Annotated in this window: 20 protein-coding genes and 1 pseudogene; 10 read left to right on the top strand and 11 right to left on the bottom strand. The window is 62.1% G+C overall.

The features are described 5' to 3' along the window. Window positions 1-174 precede the first annotated feature (174 nt). On the top strand, window positions 175-780 hold the full coding sequence (locus tag PSH59_RS15055) for a LysE family translocator (protein WP_248083528.1): 606 nt from the start codon (window positions 175-177) through the stop codon (window positions 778-780). 98 nt (window positions 781-878) lie between these two features. Continuing rightward, window positions 879-3,167: a 5-methyltetrahydropteroyltriglutamate--homocysteine S-methyltransferase gene (gene metE / locus PSH59_RS15050; protein WP_248083526.1), complete on the top strand. Its 2,289-nt coding sequence runs from the start codon at window positions 879-881 to the stop codon at window positions 3,165-3,167. An 80-nt stretch (window positions 3,168-3,247) separates the two neighbouring features. Here the strand turns inward: metE and PSH59_RS15045 are convergent, their stop codons facing one another. Further along, window positions 3,248-4,402 carry a DUF1624 domain-containing protein gene (locus PSH59_RS15045; protein WP_305393064.1) on the bottom strand — a complete coding sequence of 385 codons (1,155 nt, stop codon included), beginning with the start codon at window positions 4,400-4,402 and terminating at the stop codon, window positions 3,248-3,250. Window positions 4,403-4,624: 222 nt separating this feature from the next. On the opposite strand from PSH59_RS15045, the gene yfcF reads away from it, so the two are divergent. Continuing rightward, a complete protein-coding gene (yfcF, locus tag PSH59_RS15040) occupies window positions 4,625-5,257 on the top strand; it encodes a glutathione transferase (protein ID WP_305393063.1) in 633 nt (210 codons plus the stop codon). Here yfcF and PSH59_RS15035 read toward each other — a convergent pair. Beyond that, window positions 5,232-5,504: a hypothetical protein gene (locus PSH59_RS15035; protein WP_248083523.1), complete on the bottom strand. Its 273-nt coding sequence runs from the start codon at window positions 5,502-5,504 to the stop codon at window positions 5,232-5,234. The genes yfcF and PSH59_RS15035 overlap by 26 nt on opposite strands. A gap of 130 nt (window positions 5,505-5,634) precedes the next feature. Between PSH59_RS15035 and PSH59_RS15030 the strand changes: the two genes are divergently transcribed. Beyond that, window positions 5,635-6,279, top strand: a complete 645-nt coding sequence (locus PSH59_RS15030; RefSeq protein ID WP_305393062.1) for an ATPase — start codon at window positions 5,635-5,637, stop codon at window positions 6,277-6,279. Between the two features lie 42 nt (window positions 6,280-6,321). After that, window positions 6,322-6,654, top strand: a complete 333-nt coding sequence (locus PSH59_RS15025; protein WP_305393061.1) for a hypothetical protein — start codon at window positions 6,322-6,324, stop codon at window positions 6,652-6,654. Between the two features lie 28 nt (window positions 6,655-6,682). Here PSH59_RS15025 and PSH59_RS15020 read toward each other — a convergent pair whose 3' ends face one another. Both PSH59_RS15020 and PSH59_RS15015 read right to left on the bottom strand, forming a co-directional pair. Continuing rightward, window positions 6,683-7,429 (bottom strand): creatininase family protein, encoded by a 747-nt coding sequence (locus PSH59_RS15020; protein ID WP_248083520.1) that lies wholly within the window; start codon window positions 7,427-7,429, stop codon window positions 6,683-6,685. A 23-nt stretch (window positions 7,430-7,452) separates the two neighbouring features. Further along, window positions 7,453-8,166 (bottom strand): murein L,D-transpeptidase catalytic domain family protein, encoded by a 714-nt coding sequence (locus tag PSH59_RS15015; protein WP_248083519.1) that lies wholly within the window; start codon window positions 8,164-8,166, stop codon window positions 7,453-7,455. A 40-nt stretch (window positions 8,167-8,206) separates the two neighbouring features. Between PSH59_RS15015 and PSH59_RS15010 the strand changes: the two genes are divergently transcribed. Beyond that, window positions 8,207-9,808, top strand: a complete 1,602-nt coding sequence (locus tag PSH59_RS15010) for a murein L,D-transpeptidase (RefSeq protein ID WP_305393060.1) — start codon at window positions 8,207-8,209, stop codon at window positions 9,806-9,808. A gap of 220 nt (window positions 9,809-10,028) precedes the next feature. Next, window positions 10,029-10,832 (top strand): diaminopimelate epimerase, encoded by an 804-nt coding sequence (gene dapF, locus PSH59_RS15005; RefSeq protein WP_305393059.1) that lies wholly within the window; start codon window positions 10,029-10,031, stop codon window positions 10,830-10,832. On the opposite strand, the gene PSH59_RS15000 is transcribed toward dapF, so the two are convergent. Together PSH59_RS15000 and PSH59_RS14995 are read right to left on the bottom strand one after the other, a co-directional pair. Beyond that, window positions 10,820-11,962, bottom strand: coding sequence for a PAS domain-containing sensor histidine kinase (locus tag PSH59_RS15000; RefSeq protein ID WP_305393058.1), 1,143 nt, complete (start codon window positions 11,960-11,962; stop codon window positions 10,820-10,822). The genes dapF and PSH59_RS15000 overlap by 13 nt on opposite strands. Continuing rightward, window positions 11,952-12,767, bottom strand: coding sequence for an alpha/beta fold hydrolase (locus tag PSH59_RS14995; protein WP_305393057.1), 816 nt, complete (start codon window positions 12,765-12,767; stop codon window positions 11,952-11,954). The genes PSH59_RS15000 and PSH59_RS14995 overlap by 11 nt, the downstream gene beginning before the upstream one ends. Window positions 12,768-12,895: 128 nt before the next feature. Between PSH59_RS14995 and PSH59_RS14990 the strand changes: the two genes are divergently transcribed. After that, window positions 12,896-14,098, top strand: a complete 1,203-nt coding sequence (locus tag PSH59_RS14990; RefSeq protein ID WP_305393056.1) for a YgcG family protein — start codon at window positions 12,896-12,898, stop codon at window positions 14,096-14,098. A 41-nt stretch (window positions 14,099-14,139) separates the two neighbouring features. Here PSH59_RS14990 and PSH59_RS14985 read toward each other — a convergent pair whose 3' ends face one another. Together PSH59_RS14985 and PSH59_RS14980 are read right to left on the bottom strand one after the other, a co-directional pair. Next, window positions 14,140-14,565 (bottom strand): GNAT family N-acetyltransferase, encoded by a 426-nt coding sequence (locus PSH59_RS14985; protein ID WP_248083513.1) that lies wholly within the window; start codon window positions 14,563-14,565, stop codon window positions 14,140-14,142. A 17-nt stretch (window positions 14,566-14,582) separates the two neighbouring features. Beyond that, the gene (locus tag PSH59_RS14980; RefSeq protein ID WP_248083512.1) at window positions 14,583-15,074 is read right to left on the bottom strand and encodes a GNAT family N-acetyltransferase; all 492 of its coding nucleotides are present in this window, start codon (window positions 15,072-15,074) and stop codon (window positions 14,583-14,585) included. Window positions 15,075-15,128: 54 nt separating this feature from the next. On the opposite strand from PSH59_RS14980, the pseudogene PSH59_RS14975 reads away from it, so the two are divergent. Further along, a pseudogene (locus PSH59_RS14975) lies at window positions 15,129-15,347 on the top strand (GNAT family N-acetyltransferase); the annotation flags it as partial. Window positions 15,348-15,411: 64 nt separating this feature from the next. On the opposite strand, the gene PSH59_RS14970 reads toward PSH59_RS14975, so the two are convergent. Next, a complete protein-coding gene (locus PSH59_RS14970) occupies window positions 15,412-15,897 on the bottom strand; it encodes an HIT family protein (protein WP_248083511.1) in 486 nt (161 codons plus the stop codon). Window positions 15,898-16,037: 140 nt separating this feature from the next. Here PSH59_RS14970 and PSH59_RS14965 point away from each other — a divergent pair, with 140 nt between their 5' ends. After that, complete coding sequence (locus PSH59_RS14965; protein WP_248083510.1) at window positions 16,038-16,367, top strand: DHCW motif cupin fold protein; 330 nt, start codon at window positions 16,038-16,040, stop codon at window positions 16,365-16,367. A gap of 9 nt (window positions 16,368-16,376) precedes the next feature. Here PSH59_RS14965 and PSH59_RS14960 read toward each other — a convergent pair whose 3' ends face one another. Both PSH59_RS14960 and PSH59_RS14955 read right to left on the bottom strand, forming a co-directional pair. Next, on the bottom strand, window positions 16,377-16,859 hold the full coding sequence (locus PSH59_RS14960; protein ID WP_248083508.1) for a copper chaperone PCu(A)C: 483 nt from the start codon (window positions 16,857-16,859) through the stop codon (window positions 16,377-16,379). Continuing rightward, complete coding sequence (locus tag PSH59_RS14955) at window positions 16,859-17,464, bottom strand: SCO family protein (protein WP_305393055.1); 606 nt, start codon at window positions 17,462-17,464, stop codon at window positions 16,859-16,861. Before PSH59_RS14955 ends, PSH59_RS14960 begins: the two co-directional genes overlap by 1 nt. Between the last annotated feature and the right edge of the window lie 63 nt (window positions 17,465-17,527).

The following is a 17,527-nucleotide window of genomic DNA, read 5'->3' as shown; positions in this document are numbered from 1 at the left end:
TCTTGTGAGCACGCGTAACTGTACTTCCATGACAGGGCCTCGTGCGCAGATCGGTCTTAATCACAAAGGCGGTTTAGTGGTCTGAGCGGCCGGGTTGCTGGCCTGCCACAAACGTACAAGATCCGCCCCGGAGCGCCTGAGTAGACTGGCCGCACTTCTTTCAGCAGGTCTCCCATGGATATCTTTCTCTACGCGTTCAGCGTCATGTACAGCCCCGGTCCCGTGAACTTCATGGGGCTCAATGCCGGCCTCACCGGCAAGTTGCGCCGCTCTACCGGGTTTTTCATCGGGGTGGGCTGCGCGATGATGGTGATGTTCGTGCTGTTTGGCTACACCGGTGAAGCAATCATTTCCCAAGCGGCGTTGCCGTATATCTCCTTGGCGGGCGGTGTCTACACGCTTTACCTGGCGTACCAGGTGTTCACTGCGCGTACGGTGGTTGACGAAGGGTCAAGCGTACCGACCAAATCCTTAACGTTCTGGAACGGCCTGGTGATCCAACTGCTCAACCCCAAGGGCGTCATGGCGGTGTTGCCGATCACCAGCGTGATGCTGCCGGCGGCGCATATCACCGGCGCGGCCATCGCCGGGGTGTCGGCCCTGCTGGCGTTGGGTGCCGTGGGGGCGCCGTGGGTGTATGCGCTGCTCGGGGCGATGCTGGGGCGGCGGATCAGCGGCCATTCGGCCTTCACCCTGTTCAACCGTTGCATGGGCCTGGCGCTGGCGGTGTGCGCGGTGTTCATGTTCCACGCGTTTTATCTGCATGTCATTCGAACATGAGTAGAAGTTGTGATGATCTAAAATAAAATGAGTTTGTCTCACTATCGATGCGTGTCGACAATGGCTGCCATATCTATTCGACATTGGAGTTGTAAGTCATGGCAGTCGCTCATTCCCTTGGATTTCCGCGCATTGGACGCGACCGTGAACTGAAAAAAGCGCAGGAAGCGTTTTGGAAGGGCGAACTTGACGAAGCCGGCCTGCGCGCCGTGGGGCGTGACTTGCGCAAAACCCATTGGGACCTGCAGAAACAGGCCGGCATCGAATTGCTGCCCGTCGGTGACTTCGCCTGGTACGACCAGGTGCTCACGCATTCGCTGATGTTCGGTGTGATCCCGCCGCGTTTTCGCCCAGCGGATGGCAAGGCCACCCTGCAGACGCTGTTCGGCATGGCCCGCGGTGTCAGCGACAGCTGCTGCGGCGGTGCCCACGCCCAGGAAATGACCAAGTGGTTCGACACCAACTACCACTACCTGGTCCCTGAATTCAGCGCCGACCAGCACTTCCACCTGGGTTGGGATCAATTGTTCGAAGAGGTCCAGGAAGCCCGCGAGCTGGGCCACACCGTCAAGCCGGTGGTGATCGGCCCGTTGACTTACCTGTGGCTGGGCAAGGTCAAGGGCGCTGATTTCGACAAGCTGGACCTGCTCGATCGCCTGCTGCCGTTGTACGGCCAGATCTTCCAGCGTCTGGCGGAACTGGGCGTGGAGTGGGTGCAGATCGACGAACCGATCCTGGTGCTGGACCTGCCGCAGGAGTGGAAAAACGCATTTGAGCGCGCCTATAACCTGATCCAGCGCGACCCGCTGAAAAAACTGGTGGCCACGTACTTCGGTGGTCTGGAAGAGAACCTTGGCCTGGCCGCCAACCTGCCGGTCGACGGCTTGCATATCGACCTGGTGCGCGCGCCGGAACAGTACCCGACCATCCTCGACCGCCTGCCGGCGTACAAGGTGTTGTCTCTGGGGGTGGTCAACGGCCGTAACGTATGGCGCTGCGACCTGGAAAATGCCCTGGCGACCTTGCGGCATGCCCATGAAAAATTGGGCGATCGCCTGTGGGTGGCGCCGTCCTGCTCGTTGCTGCACAGCCCGGTGGATCTGGGGCGTGAGGACCAATTGGACGCTGAGCTCAAGAGCTGGCTTGCGTTTGCCGTGCAAAAGTGTGCCGAAGTGGCGGTGCTGGCCCAGGCGGTCGACGCCCCTCAGGCGCCAGACGTGCTCGCGGCTCTGGCGCAAAGTCGCGCCGTGCAGGCCGCACGTGCGGCTTCGCCACGTATTCATAAGCCGGCGGTACAAGCACGCGTTGCCGCCATTACCGCCCAGGACAGCCAGCGCCATTCGCCGTTTGCCCAGCGTATCGAGCAGCAGCGCGCGGATCTCAACCTGCCGTTGTTTCCTACTACTACCATCGGTTCGTTCCCGCAGACGGCGTCGATCCGTCTGGCGCGTCAGTCGTACAAGGCCGGCAAGTTGAGCGAGGCTGAATACGTCGAGGCGATGCACAGCGAGATCAAACACGCCGTCGAAATCCAGGAACACCTCGGCCTGGATGTGTTGGTTCACGGTGAAGCCGAGCGTAACGACATGGTCGAGTACTTCGCCGAGCAACTGGATGGCTACGTGTTTACCCGTTTTGGCTGGGTGCAGAGCTACGGGTCGCGCTGCGTGAAACCGGCGGTGATCTTCGGCGACCTGAGCCGCCCCAAAGCGATGACCGTGGAGTGGATCCGCTACGCCCAAGGCCTGACCCACAAAGTGATGAAAGGCATGCTGACCGGCCCGGTGACCATGCTGATGTGGTCCTTCCCGCGCGAAGACGTGGGCCGCGAGGTGCAGGCCCGTCAACTGGCCCTGGCGATTCGCGATGAAGTGATCGATCTGGAAGCTGCCGGGATCAAAATCGTTCAGATCGACGAAGCCGCGTTTCGTGAAGGCCTGCCGTTGCGCCAGGCGCAGTGGCAGCCGTACCTGGACTGGGCCACCGAGGTGTTCCGCCTGTGTGCCTCTGGGGTGCGTGATGAAACCCAGATCCACACCCACATGTGCTACAGCGAGTTCAACGACGTGATCGAGTCCATCGCGGCCATGGATGCGGACGTGATCACCATCGAAACCTCACGCTCGGACATGGAACTGCTGGACGCGTTCGAAGCCTTCGCTTACCCGAATGACATCGGTCCGGGCGTGTATGACATCCACTCGCCACGGGTTCCGGATGTGTCGGAAATGGCCAACCTGCTGCGCAAGGCGGCCAGGCGGATTCCGGCCGAGCGCTTGTGGGTGAATCCCGATTGCGGTTTGAAGACCCGTGGCTGGTCAGAGACCGAGGCAGCGTTGATTCATATGGTGGCGGCCGCGCGTCAGCTGCGCGCTGAGCTGGCCTGACTTTTCGGGCAAGCACGCTGGAAAAATGTGGGAGCCTGCTCCCACATTGGCTTTGCGTCAGGTCAGAGGTTTGGGTCAGCTCAGAGGTATTTGAGCCAGGCCAGGTCGCGCCGTCGCGCCTTGAGTCCGGCAAACCAGCGCACGGGCGGGTAAAGCGCCAGTGGCAGTAACAGCGCTGCCCACCAGACCGCGGCGATGGTATCGAAGCCAAAGTAGTTGCCATGGTCTAGCCCAAACAACGCGACACAGGCCACATACAACAGTCTCAGCACAAACAGGTGCAGCAGATAAAAGAACATCGGCGCCGCACCGAACACCGCCAGTACGCTGATCCAACGCTTGTGACCGGCGCGTTCAAACGCTAACAGCAGGAGCATCCCAATGCCCAGGGTCAATGCCAGGAACAGCAACGAGGGCGGGTACTTGGTGACATTGAAAAAGCTCATCAGCGTCTGCACGCTGCTCTCATGGGCTTGCCAGGGTTTCTCGCCATACCCGTTAGCCGCCCGCAACAGCACGAATCCCGCCAACGCGCTCACACCGCCCAGTAGCAGATAACGCTGGCGCAACGCCGGCGGCATACCGTTCGCAAACCAGGGGCCGACGGCGTAACCCAGGGCAATCACCCCGATCCACGGCAGCACGGGATAGGTCACGCGCAGGCGCAGGGTATCGGTCACTTGAATCCAACTGCGTTCATGCAGGATCGACCACAACGTTTGCAACGACGAACCGGGCGTGAAGTGCAGCCCATCCAACGAGTTGTGCCCGCCGATGATCACCAGCGCCAGTGCAATCAAGAGCGGGCGCGGTAACCACACCAGGGCGGCGAGGGCGATCATGCTCACGCCGATGGCCCATATCACCTGCATGTAGATCACGCTGGGTGGCAGTTGAAAGGTCCAGGCGAAGTTGACCAGGGTGAACTCCAGGACCACCAGGAATAGCCCGCGCTTGAACAGGAACGCCGACACGTCGGCCCGGCCCCGATACTTCTGGCCGTATAAGAACGCTGACAGCCCGGTCAGTAGCACGAATACCGGCGCGCACAAATGCGCGAGGCTGCGGCTTAAAAACAGCGCAGGCTCGGTGGCGTCGATGCTCATGGGGTCGCTGACCTGGCGGTGCAGCAGGAAGGTTTCGCGCACATGGTCCAACAGCATGAACAGGATCACCAAACCGCGCAGGGCGTCGATGGAGAGCAAGCGTTGGCGCGGGGGAGCAGCATCGGTCATGGGGGGGGCATCGCAGGGCAGGGCGGAAAGTTGGCGTTATCCTATAACATTATGCGGCGCGTTGCCGCGCGTTGGCTGCTGTTAAATGGGCTTTCTGGACAGCGGCGGGTTTGCCGGATAACGGGTGTCGGTATTCCCGCCAGGAATGCCCCCATAAAAACCCTGCATTGTCTTTATTCGCGCGCATCTCGTAGCGTGAGGGCTCATAAAAGGAGATTGCCCATGAGCCAGAGTCCGTTGCGCCTTTACGTCGATTCGATCTTTACCAGCCCGTATGCCATGTCGGTGTTCGTCACACTGCGCGAAAAAGGCCTGGCCTTCGATCTGGTCACCCTGGACCTTGAGGCCGCGCAACACCAGACGGCGGATTTCGCCCGGTTGTCGGTGACCCAACGTGTACCGACCCTGGTGGAGGGCGATTTTGCGCTGTCGGAGTCTTCGGCGATCACCGAGTACCTGGACGAGGCTTATCCCGAAATCGCGGTGTACCCGGCCGATCCCAGGCAGCGGGCGAGGGCGCGGCAGGTGCAGGCGTGGCTGCGCAGCGATTTACTGCCGATTCGCCAGGAACGCTCCACGTTGGTGGTGTTCTGCGGGCAGCAGATGCCGCCGTTGTCGCCGGTGGCCGAGGCGGCCGCCCGGCGCTTGATCAGTGGCGCGCAGACGCTGTTGGCAGGTGACCCGGCCCACCTGTTCGGTGAGTGGTCGATTGCCGATGTGGACCTGGCGCTCATGCTTAATCGCTTGATCCTGAACGGCGACAACGTGCCCGCCGATCTGGTGGCGTACGCCCGGCGTCAGTGGCTGCGGCCGTCGGTGCAGGCGTGGGTCAATCAGCCACGCCCTGTGCTGTAGCGCTTTCACTGATGTGCGTTACGCGTCGGTCCAGGTCTTCCCAATCGGCCATGCCCAGCACCCGCGTGGTGTTCAAGCCGCGCAGGTAACCGCGCAGTTGCTGGGCGCTGGCGTTGATCTGGTCCGCCTCCGCCGCCGCATCCAGCAGTACCTTTTCGTACTCGGTCAGGTAATCGGCGACGCGCTCACGGTACTCCGGCAAGACGGCTTCGCGGATGCGGTCGAAGGTTTTCTGGTGGGGCTTCATGGCAAGTCCTTATAGGTTTTGTCGTGACACTATCGCTTCAGATAATAGTCACCATCACGCAACGCAAGTTCTGTTTTTGCAGGGAAAGGGCAAAATGACTTCATCGAGACGCAGTTCAAGGAAACGCGCGATGAGGACGATAATTCAACTGGCTTTAATGGCCCTGATGCTCGGCACCGCAGTGGTGAACAACGCAGCAATCGCGGGCGATCTGCGTAAAGGCCATTTGCTACCAATCGCCGCTGGCGTAGACTCTCTGCAGCCGGCGCAATCGGTGGGTGTGTTGTTAAGCGACTCCACCCGCGACAATCTCGGCTACCTTCAACGCTACCACGACATGGCCTTGAACGGCGCCAAGGATGTGCTCGACGGGCGGATCCGTGCGGCGTTCGTCAACAGCTCCGACCCGGAACTGGCCATCGATTGGTTGATGAACTCACTGCAAGGCACCTTTTCGTCGGTGACGGTCTACGACAATCTGGATGCATTGCTGCAGGCGCACCCGGATGTCGTGGTGATGCTCGATACCCATAACCAACTGTTGACCCCGCGTAACGATGAAGTCGAGGCGCGTTTTGTGGCGCGGTTCTATGACGCCGACCTGCAGTACATCGCCAAGGCCGAAGGTTCGGTGCATAAACAGGTGCCGTCGGTGTGGGTGCGTGACAAATCAGCGCCGGAAATCGCCGCGCAGATCGAGCGGCAGCGGGATGTGCAGCTCGATGCGTTAAAGCAGTTCGATGTGTCGCTCAAGGCGCTGGTGCGCGCCAGTTGATGTGTGTGTTTGACCCTTTATTTTTCGACTCAGGATTTTTTCATGCGCGCTTTGTTCGTACCCCTGACGGCTCTGTTGTTGGCCGGCTGTGTTTCCTCGCCCAACACCCCCACGCTGACCCTGCAATCGAGCAAGGGCCCTGACGCCTATGTGCAGTGCGTCTTGCCTAAGCTGGAAAAACACGGGATCACCTCCACCGTGACGCAGAACTCGCGTCACGCCAGGGTGGTGTTGACCAGCAAGATTGCCGCCGACGACGTGCTGGAAGTCTACAAGGCAGGCGAGGGCGGCAAGGTGTTCTTGTATGAGCGCAAGCCGCTGGCGTCTGCCCTCACGCCGTCGCGGCTGGAAATGTCCGCCAAGGAATGCCAGTAACGCCAGGCCACGGGCAACGGGGCAGGGCTCAGGGTCTGGTTTCGTTGCTGAAGCCGTTGACTGTTTTTATCAGCCCTCGCGCCGCCAACGCCACCAATTCTCCGCCTTTTTCCACGGTCGCCAGAGCCGGGTCCGAGCCCATGCGCCCATCCGGGAAACGGGCGCGGAAGTCCAGGGCCTCGCGGATTGGGCCGGTGTTGGCGATCTGTGGTGCGTAGTCGGCGGACTTGATCGAGTCCGGGTAGGCCCATTGCGTCACGGCGATTTCCGACGGTGTGGCATGGCTGCCATGGCCCACCGGGAATTGGCGCTGCGCCAGGTCAGTGACGCCTTCCAGGTCCCACCAGTTCACCAGCTTCAACGCAAAGCCGGCAGGGCGCCGGGCGAAGCTGGCTTCGGCGTACAGCTCGGAAAACGCCGCTTCAATGGTCGCGATGTTGCCGCCGTGGCCATTGAGGAACAGGATCTTGTCGAAACCATGCCCGGCCAGCGAGCGCACCCAGTCGCCAATCGCGGCGATGAAGGTGGAAGGACGCAGGGAAATGGTGCCGGGAAAACCCAGGTGATGCTGGGCCATGCCGATATTGAAGGTGGGGCCGATCAGAATGTCGGCGTTCTTTTGCGCCTCATGGGCGATGATCTCCGGGCACATCCAGTCAGTGCCCAGCAGGCCGGTCGGGCCGTGTTGCTCGTTGGAGCCGATGGGGATGACCACCGTGCGGCTGCGCGCCAGGAATTGGCCGATCTCGATCCAGGTCGATTGATGTAGAAGCATTCGAAGCTCTCTTTTATCTGTGGCTAACCGCCACGGATTGTACGACTACTGGCCACCTGTTGGGGTTTGCAATTGAGGTAGGTCGAAGACTTCAACCAGCGCTGGTCGGGGTACCAGGAAAACATGAACTGCCCATCCTTGAGCTTGTCCACCACCTGTCGCGCCACCTGCGGGCGTACGGCCGGGCAACCCTGGCTGCGACCGATACGGCCTTCGCGCTTGCTCCACAACGGGCTCACATAGTCGGCCGCATGAATCACGATGGCGCGATCGCGCGCCAGGTCATTGAAGCCCGGCTCCAGGCCGTCCATGCGCAGCGAGTAGCCGTGGGTACCCAGGTAGCTTTCCTGGGTGCGGAACAGCCCCAGGCTGGATTGGTGACTGCCTTCGAGGTTGGAGAACTGGGTGGCGAAGTTTTCCCCGGATTTGGCCCCGTGCGCCACCAGGTCGCGCAGCACCAGGGTTTTCTTGCGCAGGTCGAAGATCCATAGCCGACGGGCGGTCGAGGGCTGGGAGTAGTCGATCACGGCCAGGCGCTCAGAGCGTTCCTCGCCATTACTGACCGCACACTGCATCGCATTCAGTGCGCTTTTGAGTACCGTGGGATTGAGTTCTGGAGCCGAGCGGGCCAGGCTGCTATACAGGGAAGGAGGATTGCCATTGGCGGCGAGCGCAGAATTGCTCAACATAGCCAGGCTTAGGGTGATCACGCCAAGGCGACACATAAAAGTCAGCATCTACAGTACATCCCCCCCGCTGTGGATTGGAGCCAAGCCATTGTTCAAAAAACACGCATGTTACTTGAGCATTTGCTTGCTCGTTGCACCATTGGTCGCCACGGCCGGTGCACTGGCTGTGCAGCCGTTGCCCGTCACCACCCCCGCGCCGTTGGACCTTGCCCCGGTGCAGCAGGCCCTGGCGCAACTGCCCAGCGTCTGCCCCGGCCTGGCGTCGCAGATAGATGCCGCCGTCCAGGCGCGCCTGCAAGCCTTTTACCAACAGCAAGGCGATGCACCGCTGTGGTCGGACGAGTCGCGCCGCCAGGCGTTGCAATCCCAGTTGCTCATGCTCGCCGACGATGGCCTGGACCCCACCCACTATAGCTCGCCCACCACCGATGCCACGGCCAACGTGCTGTGCAGCGATATCGGCAGCAGCCAGCGCTACCTGCAAGCGCTTCAGGATCTGCACTTCGGTCGTCTGCAGCAGTCGCGCTTCGAACCGCTGTGGCATGCCCAACCGCCGACCCGCGAGCCTGATACCGAGGTGCTGGCCTTCGCTGCCGTCGGCCTGCAAGACATGGCACAGGCCTTTGACCAGGCACGCCCCAGCGCCGATCTCTATCGCAGCCTGCGCAATGCCTACGCCACCGTGCGCCAGCAACCTTTGCCCCACTGGGATCCGGTCGGCAGCGGCCCGCTGTTGCGCCCCGGTATGCAGGACCCGCGTGTGCCGGAACTGGCGCGCCGGCTCTACAGCGGCGGTTATCTGGCCAGTGAACCCAAGGGCAGCGACACGCAATACCGTGCCGAACTGGTTGAGGCGGTGAAGGCGTTCCAGCTCAGCCACTCCCTGCAAGCGGATGGCGTGATCGGTGCCGGGACTGTAGCCGAACTCAATATCAGCCCGGCCGTACGCCGCGAGCAATTGCGCATCAACCTTGAGCGTTTCCGCTGGCTCGCCCAGGACCTGGAGCCCGAAGGCGTGCTGGTCAACGTCGCGGCCGCGCAACTGAGCGTGTACCAGAGCGGCATACCCGTGTGGCAAACCCGCCTGCAAGTGGGCCGTGCCGAACGCCAGACGCCGTTGCTCAAGTCACGTATCACCCGGCTGACCCTCAACCCCACCTGGACCATCCCGCCGACCATCATGCGCGAGGATAAACTGCCGGCCATCCGCCTCAACCCCGACTATTTGCGCCAGCAAAATCTGCAAGTGCTCGACGCCGAAGGCAACCCGCTGGCGCCCGAGCAGATCGACTGGGCGCACCCCGGTAATATCCTGCTGCGCCAGGAAGCCGGCCCGCGCAACCCACTGGGCAAGATCGTGATGCGCTTTCCCAACCCCTACTCGGTGTACTTGCACGACACCCCCAGCCAGCCGCTGTTCACCAAAGGCCCGCGCGCGTTCAGCTCCGGCTGTGTACGCGTCGAACAACCCTTGCTGCTGCGCGATCTGCTGGTCAGCCCGGCCGAGCGTGCTCGCACCGATGAACTGCTGGCTACCGGCGTGACCCACGAATTCCGTCTGGCCACGCCGGTGCCGGTGCTGCTGGGCTACTGGACGGTGGAAGTCGACCGTCAGGGTGGTCTGGTGTACGCGCCGGATATTTATGCGCGGGATCTGGTGTTGATGAAGGCGATGGGCAGCGTGCTGTGATTTCGGGCGGTCAAGCGTCGGGGAGCGGTGCGGCTTTCATGCTGCACGCAAGTGGCTGAGGAGGGTTTCAACGGCGCCTGCCGATGTGATGTTTGCGGTGACCACGTGGGTGCCGGGCAGTCCGCTGAACACAATTAGCATGGTTCGGTCCTTCGATAGGTCAGTGGGGCGGGTTCAGGGTATCCTTCGGCTCACCTTCCGGTCGACCCCTGGACAGCCCATGCCCTTGCCGTTCGTAAAGATGCACGCCAATGGCGACGACTTCATCATCGTCGACCGCCGTGGCCAGGACGACCCGATCACCGCGCAAATCGCCCGGCGCCTGGGCAATCGCCACACCGGTATCGGTTTCAACCAACTGGCGGTGGTGCTCGACTGCGACGACGCCGCCGCGCGCATCAAGTTCTGGAACGCCAATGGCACGCCCCTGGCCGCCTGCGGCAGTGCCACGCGTGGGGTGGCCGACCGCCTGATGCACGAAATCGGCAGCGATTCGATCGTGCTGCGCACTGACCGCGGCCTGCTGACCTGCACGCGCCAGCCCGGACGCCAGGTCTCGGTAAATATGGGCGAGCCGTCGCTGGACTGGGCCGCGGTGCCGCTGGCCGAGGCGATGGATACACGCACCTTGTCGATCAGCGGCAACCCGGCGGCGTGCAGCATGGGCAATCCTCACTGCACGTATTTTGTGGACGACATCGACGCCGTTGATGTACCTGCCGCAGGCCCGTTACTGGAAAATCACGCGCTGTTTCCAGCCAGGACCAATGTGCATTTTGTGCAGGTGCTCGACCGTGGGCACATCCGCCTGCGCATCTGGGAGCGCGGCGGCGGTGTGCCGCTGGGTTCCGGGTCGTGTTGCTGTGGGGCGGTGGTCAATGGCATTCGCCGTGGCTTGCTGGATGCCACGGTGCTGGTGCAGTGCGACGGCGGTACGCTCACGGTGCACTGGGACGGGAGGGGCGGCGTGGTATTGACCGGCAGCGTGGCGCCGATCATGCAGGGCAGCGCCTACGTGTTCTGAAACGTCACCGTGAACGTCGTGCCGGCCGTGGCGCACGAACGCACGTCTACGTCACCGCCATGCACCTTGGCCAATTCGCGCACGATATACAGGCCCAGGCCCACGCTGCGCACATCGCTGCCCTGATCGCTGCCACGGGTCATGGGCTCGAACAACCCGCTCAACAATGCCTTGGGAATCATCGCGCCGTGGTTGTGCACCGCCACTTCGCACATGCCGTCACCCAGGCGCGAGGTCACGGTGATCGGCCGTTGCAGGTCGCCATAGGCCACGCTGTTGGCCACCAGGTTGCCGATGATCTGCTGCACGCGGTCGGCATCCAGGCAGGCGTCGCCAAGGCCTTCGGTGTGATGCACCAGGGTCGCCTTGGGGAAGGCCACGCGCAGTTCGTCCACGGCACGGTGAATCACCTCATGCAACGCCAACGGTGCCGCTTTGATGGTGATGCCCTGGCCGACCCGGGCCTGGGTGAAGTCCAGCAGGTCGGCGATCATGCGTTGGGCGCGCTCGGACGATTGGGCGATGTGCCCGAGCAGTTGCTGTTCCTTGGGCGTGCGCTCGGCGCGGGTGAGAAAATCCGTGGCCATGCGGATGGCCGTGAGCGGGTTCTTCAGGTCGTGGCTGACAATCGCGACCATTTGCTCGGCAAACAGCGCGCGGCGCTGGGCGATGGCATAGGCCTCTTTCAATTCAGCCTGGGCCTGGTGCAGCGCCACTTGGGTGGCGGTTTTTTCCTGCAGCAGCGCTTCGGCCAGGTTGCGCGCATTGAGCAGTTCGCGTTCGTACTTATCACGGTCGGTCGTGCCGAACAGCGCCAGGTCGTACACCACGGCGTCGGCTTGCGCGCGTTTATTGCCGTTGAGCAGCACGGTTACCTTGTGTCCGTCACGGTGCAGCATGTCCAGCTTCACTTCGGTGACGCTGCCGTGCATACGCAGCATCGGTGCCAGGTGGGTCTGGTGGAAGATCCGCCCACCCATGGTCAGCAAGTCCTGAAAGCGCTGGCTGCACAGTTCGCCGATGCTGAACCCCAACCACTCGCCGAAGCGCGTGTTGGCTTTGAGGATCATGCCGTCCTCGGCAGTGACGGCCAGGGCACAGGCCGCGCTGTCGAACACTTCAGCTGACACGAGCGGGTATCCAGGGCGCAAGGAACGCGTCCATGGCCACGGCACAGGCCTGCGGCGCGCTCATGTGCGGGCAATGGCCGACGTTGTCCACCAGGCAATAGGTGCTGTTGGGCAATACGCGATGCAGGTATTCGCCCACGGCCACCGGCGCAATCAGGTCGTCGCTCGATTGCAGGATCAGCACCGGGGTGGTCAGGCCGATTACGTCCTGGCGGTTGTCCGACATAAAAGTCACCCGCGCGAACTGCTTGGCGATGTCCGGTTCGGTGCGGCAGAAGCTTTCGGTCAACTCGACGCTCAGTGCCGGTTGCTGCGGCGCGCCCATGATCACCGGCGCCATGCTGCTGGACCAGCCGAGAAAGTTGCTGTCGAGGGTGTCGAGCAGGTCATCGATGTCCGCGCGGGTGAAACCACCGACGTAGCCCTCGGCATCGATATAGCGTGGCGACGGGCCAATCAGCACATGCGCTGCGATGCGCCCCGGTACCAGGCGGTCGGCAAGGGCGCCGATCATCGCGCTGACCGAATGCCCGACCAGAATCACCGGGCCCTCGGCATAGGCGTCGATGATCTCATTCAAGTCGCAGGCGTAGCCGTCCAGCGCGCTGTATTTGGCTTTGTCGAAGGCAGCCAGGTCGGAAAGACCGGCCCCCACCAGGTCATACATCACCACGCGAAAACGGTCGGCGAACTGCGGCGCCAGGTCATTCCACATGGCCTGGTTGCAGCCGAATCCGTGGGAAAACACCAGGGTCGAGGTCCCGTTGCCTATCACATTGACGTTGTTGCGCTGGCGTAGGTCCATGGGTATCTCGAGGTTGTGGCGTATTGCTATAAGGGACGCAGTTTAGATAGTCGAAGGCTTTGGGTCACGCCTTATAGCGCTGATAAGGTAAAGTCGCCACCTTCAGGAAGAAACTTTAGGTAACAAATATGAAGCGGTGGTTGCGGCAATCCGTCTTGAGTCTGCTGGTGCTGGCGTCGGCAGGCTTGTGTATCACCGCCCAGGCTGATCCGTCGCCCATTGGCGTGGCCCTCGACCAGCGGGTGATCGACCTCACAGGCACCCTGGATGCCGGCACCACCACCCGTCTGAAAGACCAACTCGCCGCCCTGGAACAGCGCAAAGGTGCGCAAGTGGCCGTGCTGCTGATACCCACGATCGGCGACGCGAACCTTGAGGACTACACCAACCAACTGTTCCGTGCCTGGAAGCTGGGGCGCAAGGATGTCGATGACGGCATCCTGTTGCTGGTGGCCAAGGATGACCGCAAGGTGCGCATCGAAGTGGGCTACGGCCTGGAAGGCACCGTCACCGACCTGTTGGCCCACCGCATCATTGAAGAACACATCACCCCGGCGTTTCGCCAGGGCGACTATGTCGGTGGGATCGGCAGAGGGGTGGACGACCTGATCGTGCTGGTGGACGGCGGCGATCTGCCGGCCGTGGCTGAACCGGGCTTCCCGATGGGAGCCCTCGCCGTGTTGCTGGCGTTCATTGTCGGCAGCGTCGGCGGGGTGCTGATGGCGGCCGGCAAGTTGCGTTGGCGCCGGGCGCTGATCGCCACCTTGGCGGTCACGCTGCTGTTGACCGTATTGGGCGGTGGTCACGAGTGGCCCATGTATTTGCTGCTGGTGCCGCTGACCCTGCTGATCGGCGGCGCCACGTTCGGCGGCTTGTGGATGGCCCGCACCGTGTTCTACGGCGTGCTCGGCGTGCTTGCGTACATCATCGCGGTGGTGGTGGCGAACCGCTTTATGGCGGTCAACTACGTTCACTGGTTGCTCTGGCCGTTGGGTGGGGCTTTGGTGCTGGGCCTTTACGTGGGGTTGTTCTTCATCATCAAACAGTCCTGGAAAACCCGCCCGCGTTTCTTCCTCGTTCGTGCGTTGGCGGTGCTGGGCATTTATGTCGTCGCAGGGCTGCTGGTGGGGCACGGTTACCAAGGCTGGCTGGTGGCGATACCGGTGGCTTCTTTTGCGGCGTTTGTTGTGTTTGTGCAGAGCATTGGCAGCTCAGGCTCCGGCTCGAGTGGCGGTTCCAGTTCGAGCAGCTCAAGCCGCTCCAGCTCCAGCAGCAGTTCGTCGGGCGGCGGTGGTTCCAGTGGCGGCGGCGGGGCTTCGGGGAGCTGGTAGCTCAGTGCCTGGCGCCCCGGGCCGTCGCCCCGCCCTGAACGTCATAACTGCTTGGAGAGAAACACGCGGCTGCTGCCCTCTGGCGCACAGGGTATTTCCCCAAACCGCACCCACCCATTTTTTTCGTAGAACCCTGGCGCCTGAAAGCTGATGGTGTACAGCACGGCATTCAAGCAACCCCGGCGCCGGGCTTCCTCTTCGAACGCGTGTAACAACCGGCTGCCCAGGCCCACACCGCGCAGTGTTTCGGGCAAGTGAAACAGGTCGAGGAAGGCCATGCCGAACGCGGTCCTGCCGGTTATGCCCCCGAGTATTTCCCCGGTGTGCGGGTCTCGGATCAACGCGCTCAGAGGGCGCCGGTCATGGTAGCCGCTGGCGTGTTCGTTGAACGCCGCCAGACCGCTGCTGAGAACGCGCTCGGCATCGGGGTTGGGCTGGTCGCTGATTTCAATAAGCGGTGCGTTCATGACTGACTCCCTGGCTGTTAGAGCGCTTTAACCATCTCATGCCACGCCATGCCACCGTGGTCCGAGGGCGATGGCCGAACGTAGGTGTAGCCCATGCGCTGGTACAACGGCACGTGTTGCTCCTTGCACATCAGGTGAATGGTCTGCTTGCCCAAGGCTTGCATGCGCTGCACGAACTCGCTCATCAGCCGCTTGGCATACCCTTGGCCCTGATGCGCCGGGTCCACCACCACCGACATGATCACCACATTCGGCGCCTCGGGCGCATGCCCCACCAATTCCTTGAACGCTTCGTCCGACATCACCACGTCATGGGCGCAGCCACTGTTGATAAATCCCACCACCGTGGTATCGGCTTGCAGAATCAGAAAACCCTGAGGGTAGCGGGCAATGCGCGTGGCGATCTTTTCCAGGGTGGCGGCTTCGTCGCCTTCGTAGGCGCTGATTTCGATGTCATAGCAGCGGGCGGCGTCGGCGGGGAGGGCGTTGCGCAAGGTGAGGGCGGGCATTCGGGTTCCTGGAGGTTGAGCGAAGGGCCCTATCATAGAGACAAAACCACCGCGTTGCCTGCCTTCACCGGGCTTGGGTATGGCAGCGCGATGCTGGATCACCTCGAGCGCGTTGCCCGGGAACTGGCGATTGAAGAGGTGGTGCTCGACGCCACGTTGAATGCCGCGGGCTTTTATCGCGGGTTTGGCTACGCAGGCGATGAGCCGGCGATTTACCACGCGCCGTCGGGGTTGCAGTTGGCGTGTATTTCCGATGAAAAGAAACTGGGTTAAACCGATGACCCAAGCCAACGTTGGGTAGACACCGACGACCACCGGCACCTGCAGCGGGTATTCCTCAGTCACGCAGGTGCGCGCGCAGGCTGTCGACAACCTGCCCAACCGATGGCCCTTGGATCAACGCAGGCGTGGGGCTCTCGCCAAATTCGCGCCACACAAACAGCGTTAACTCCGCGCCGTCGGTCAGTGGGTGTCCCTGGGGCTGCAAACCCAAGTCTTGCAGTCGCCGGTAACGCGCATCCTGCCAGAACGAGTCCTCGACCCAGTCATACACCGGGATGAAGTGAAAATGCAGAGGAAATCCCGGCATATGTCCATAGCGGCTTATATACAAGTGCTTGGGTTTGAGGTGTGCTTGCATGACGCGCTGGGTTTTAGCCAGCAGCCCACCCAATTCGGCCAACGCCGCATCCGGCATGTCCGCCAGGGCATCCACAGGCGCCTTGGCGCCCAGCATCAGGTAACCCGGCAGATGCGTGGCTAGGTGATGGTTGAGCAACCAGTGCTCGGTCTCAAGCAGGATATAAGCGGGATCAATCTGCATCAGCACGCGTCCTTGGGAGCAAGGCTGCCAGGATAACAAGCCCGTCGGCCTGTATCCCTCAAAACCAAGCCATCTGTGTCTATCGCACGTGCCGGCAGCTGGATAGTCTCACGCCACGTCAACCGACCACCGAGTACACCATGGAACTCACCGCTGTCCCGTTTGGCATCACCGACTGGTCCACCGTCGCGCCCGAGCGTCACCCAGGCGTTACCGGCAGTGCCTCGTGGCGCACCTGCCATTTCGGCACCACCCGCGTGCGCATGGTCGAGTACACCGCCGGTTACCTGGCCGATCATTGGTGCACGCGCGGGCATGTGCTGCTGTGCCTGGAGGGCGAGTTGCATACGGCGTTGGAAGACGGCCGTCAGTTCACGCTGACGGCCGGGATGAGTTACCAGGTGGGCAATGACATGGAGGCCCATCGCTCATCGACAAGCGTTGGGGCGAAGCTGTTTATTGTCGATTGAGCGGCACGGTCAGTGCATCTTGCTGTGGTCCATGTGGCTATGGTCCACACCATCCAGGCCGCGCGCGGTGGCGCTCACGTCGACGCTGTGTTTTTCGCCCTTGGCGTTTTCCACGGTCAGGGTCAGCGGTACCTGATCACCTTCCTTGATCTGTCCGGTCAGGCCCATCAGCATCACGTGGTAGCCGTTCGGGTCGAGCTTGACCGCCTGGCCTGCGGGCAGGGCCACCGAGTCCACCGGGCCCATGCGCATCACGTCGTCCTTCATGCTCATTTCATGGATCTGCACGTCCTTGGCCACCGGCGAGGCGACACGCAGCAACTGGCTGTCGGTGTCGGCGGTGAGGGTCATGAACGCGCCGCTGGACGGCTGGCCCGGCACTGAAGCGCGCACCCAGGCATCGGTCACTTGAACCTCGGCGCTGGCATGCGCGGCGAAGCCCAACAGGGCGAGACTCAAGGTCAGGCGCTTGAGGTGTTGTACGGCAGTCATTAGCAGACCTCCATGACGGTGAGCAGGTCTTCTGCGCACTCTTTAGCGGTAAGGGATGCTTGCAGGCCCAGGCGCAGGTTGCCGCGGGTGTCGAAGACAAAACTGGTGGCCGTGTGGGACAGGGTGTAGGTGTCGCCGGCGGGGATCTTTTCATAAAAGATCCCGAACTCCTTGGCGGCCACGGCGATTTCTTCCGGGGTGCCGTACAGCGCCTCGAAGCTGGGATCGAAGGCCTTGACGTACTTGTCGAGAATCTCCGGCGTGTCGCGCTCCGGGTCCAGGGTGATGAAGATCACCTGCATGATCTCGCCGTCGCGGCCCATCAGCTTCTTGGCCTGAGCGGCGCGGGCGAGGGTGGTCGGGCACACGGCCGGGCACTGGGTGAAACCGAAGAACACCACCGGCATCAGGCCACGGTAGGAACTGAGGGTCACGGTTTCACCCTCGGTGTTCTTGAGCTTGAAGGTGCGGCCCATGATCTTGTCGCTCAGGTCCTTGCCGTACCTGAAGTTCAATTTTGGGCTGCTGTCACAACCGGCCAGCAGGCCCAGACCCAGCAGGCTCATGCCGGTCAGGACGTTGCGGCGGGTCAATAGCGTACTCATCAACTGGGCATCCTGTGAAACGCCTGCATTGCTCTGGATCTACACATCAGGCTTTGAAAAGGA

It is taken from the genome of Pseudomonas sp. FP2309, assembly GCF_030687575.1.
In the GTDB taxonomy this organism is placed as follows: Bacteria; Pseudomonadota; Gammaproteobacteria; order Pseudomonadales; family Pseudomonadaceae; genus Aquipseudomonas.
The sequence above is the reverse complement of the archived record's forward strand: the minus strand, read 5'-3'. Positions and strand labels throughout refer to the sequence as shown.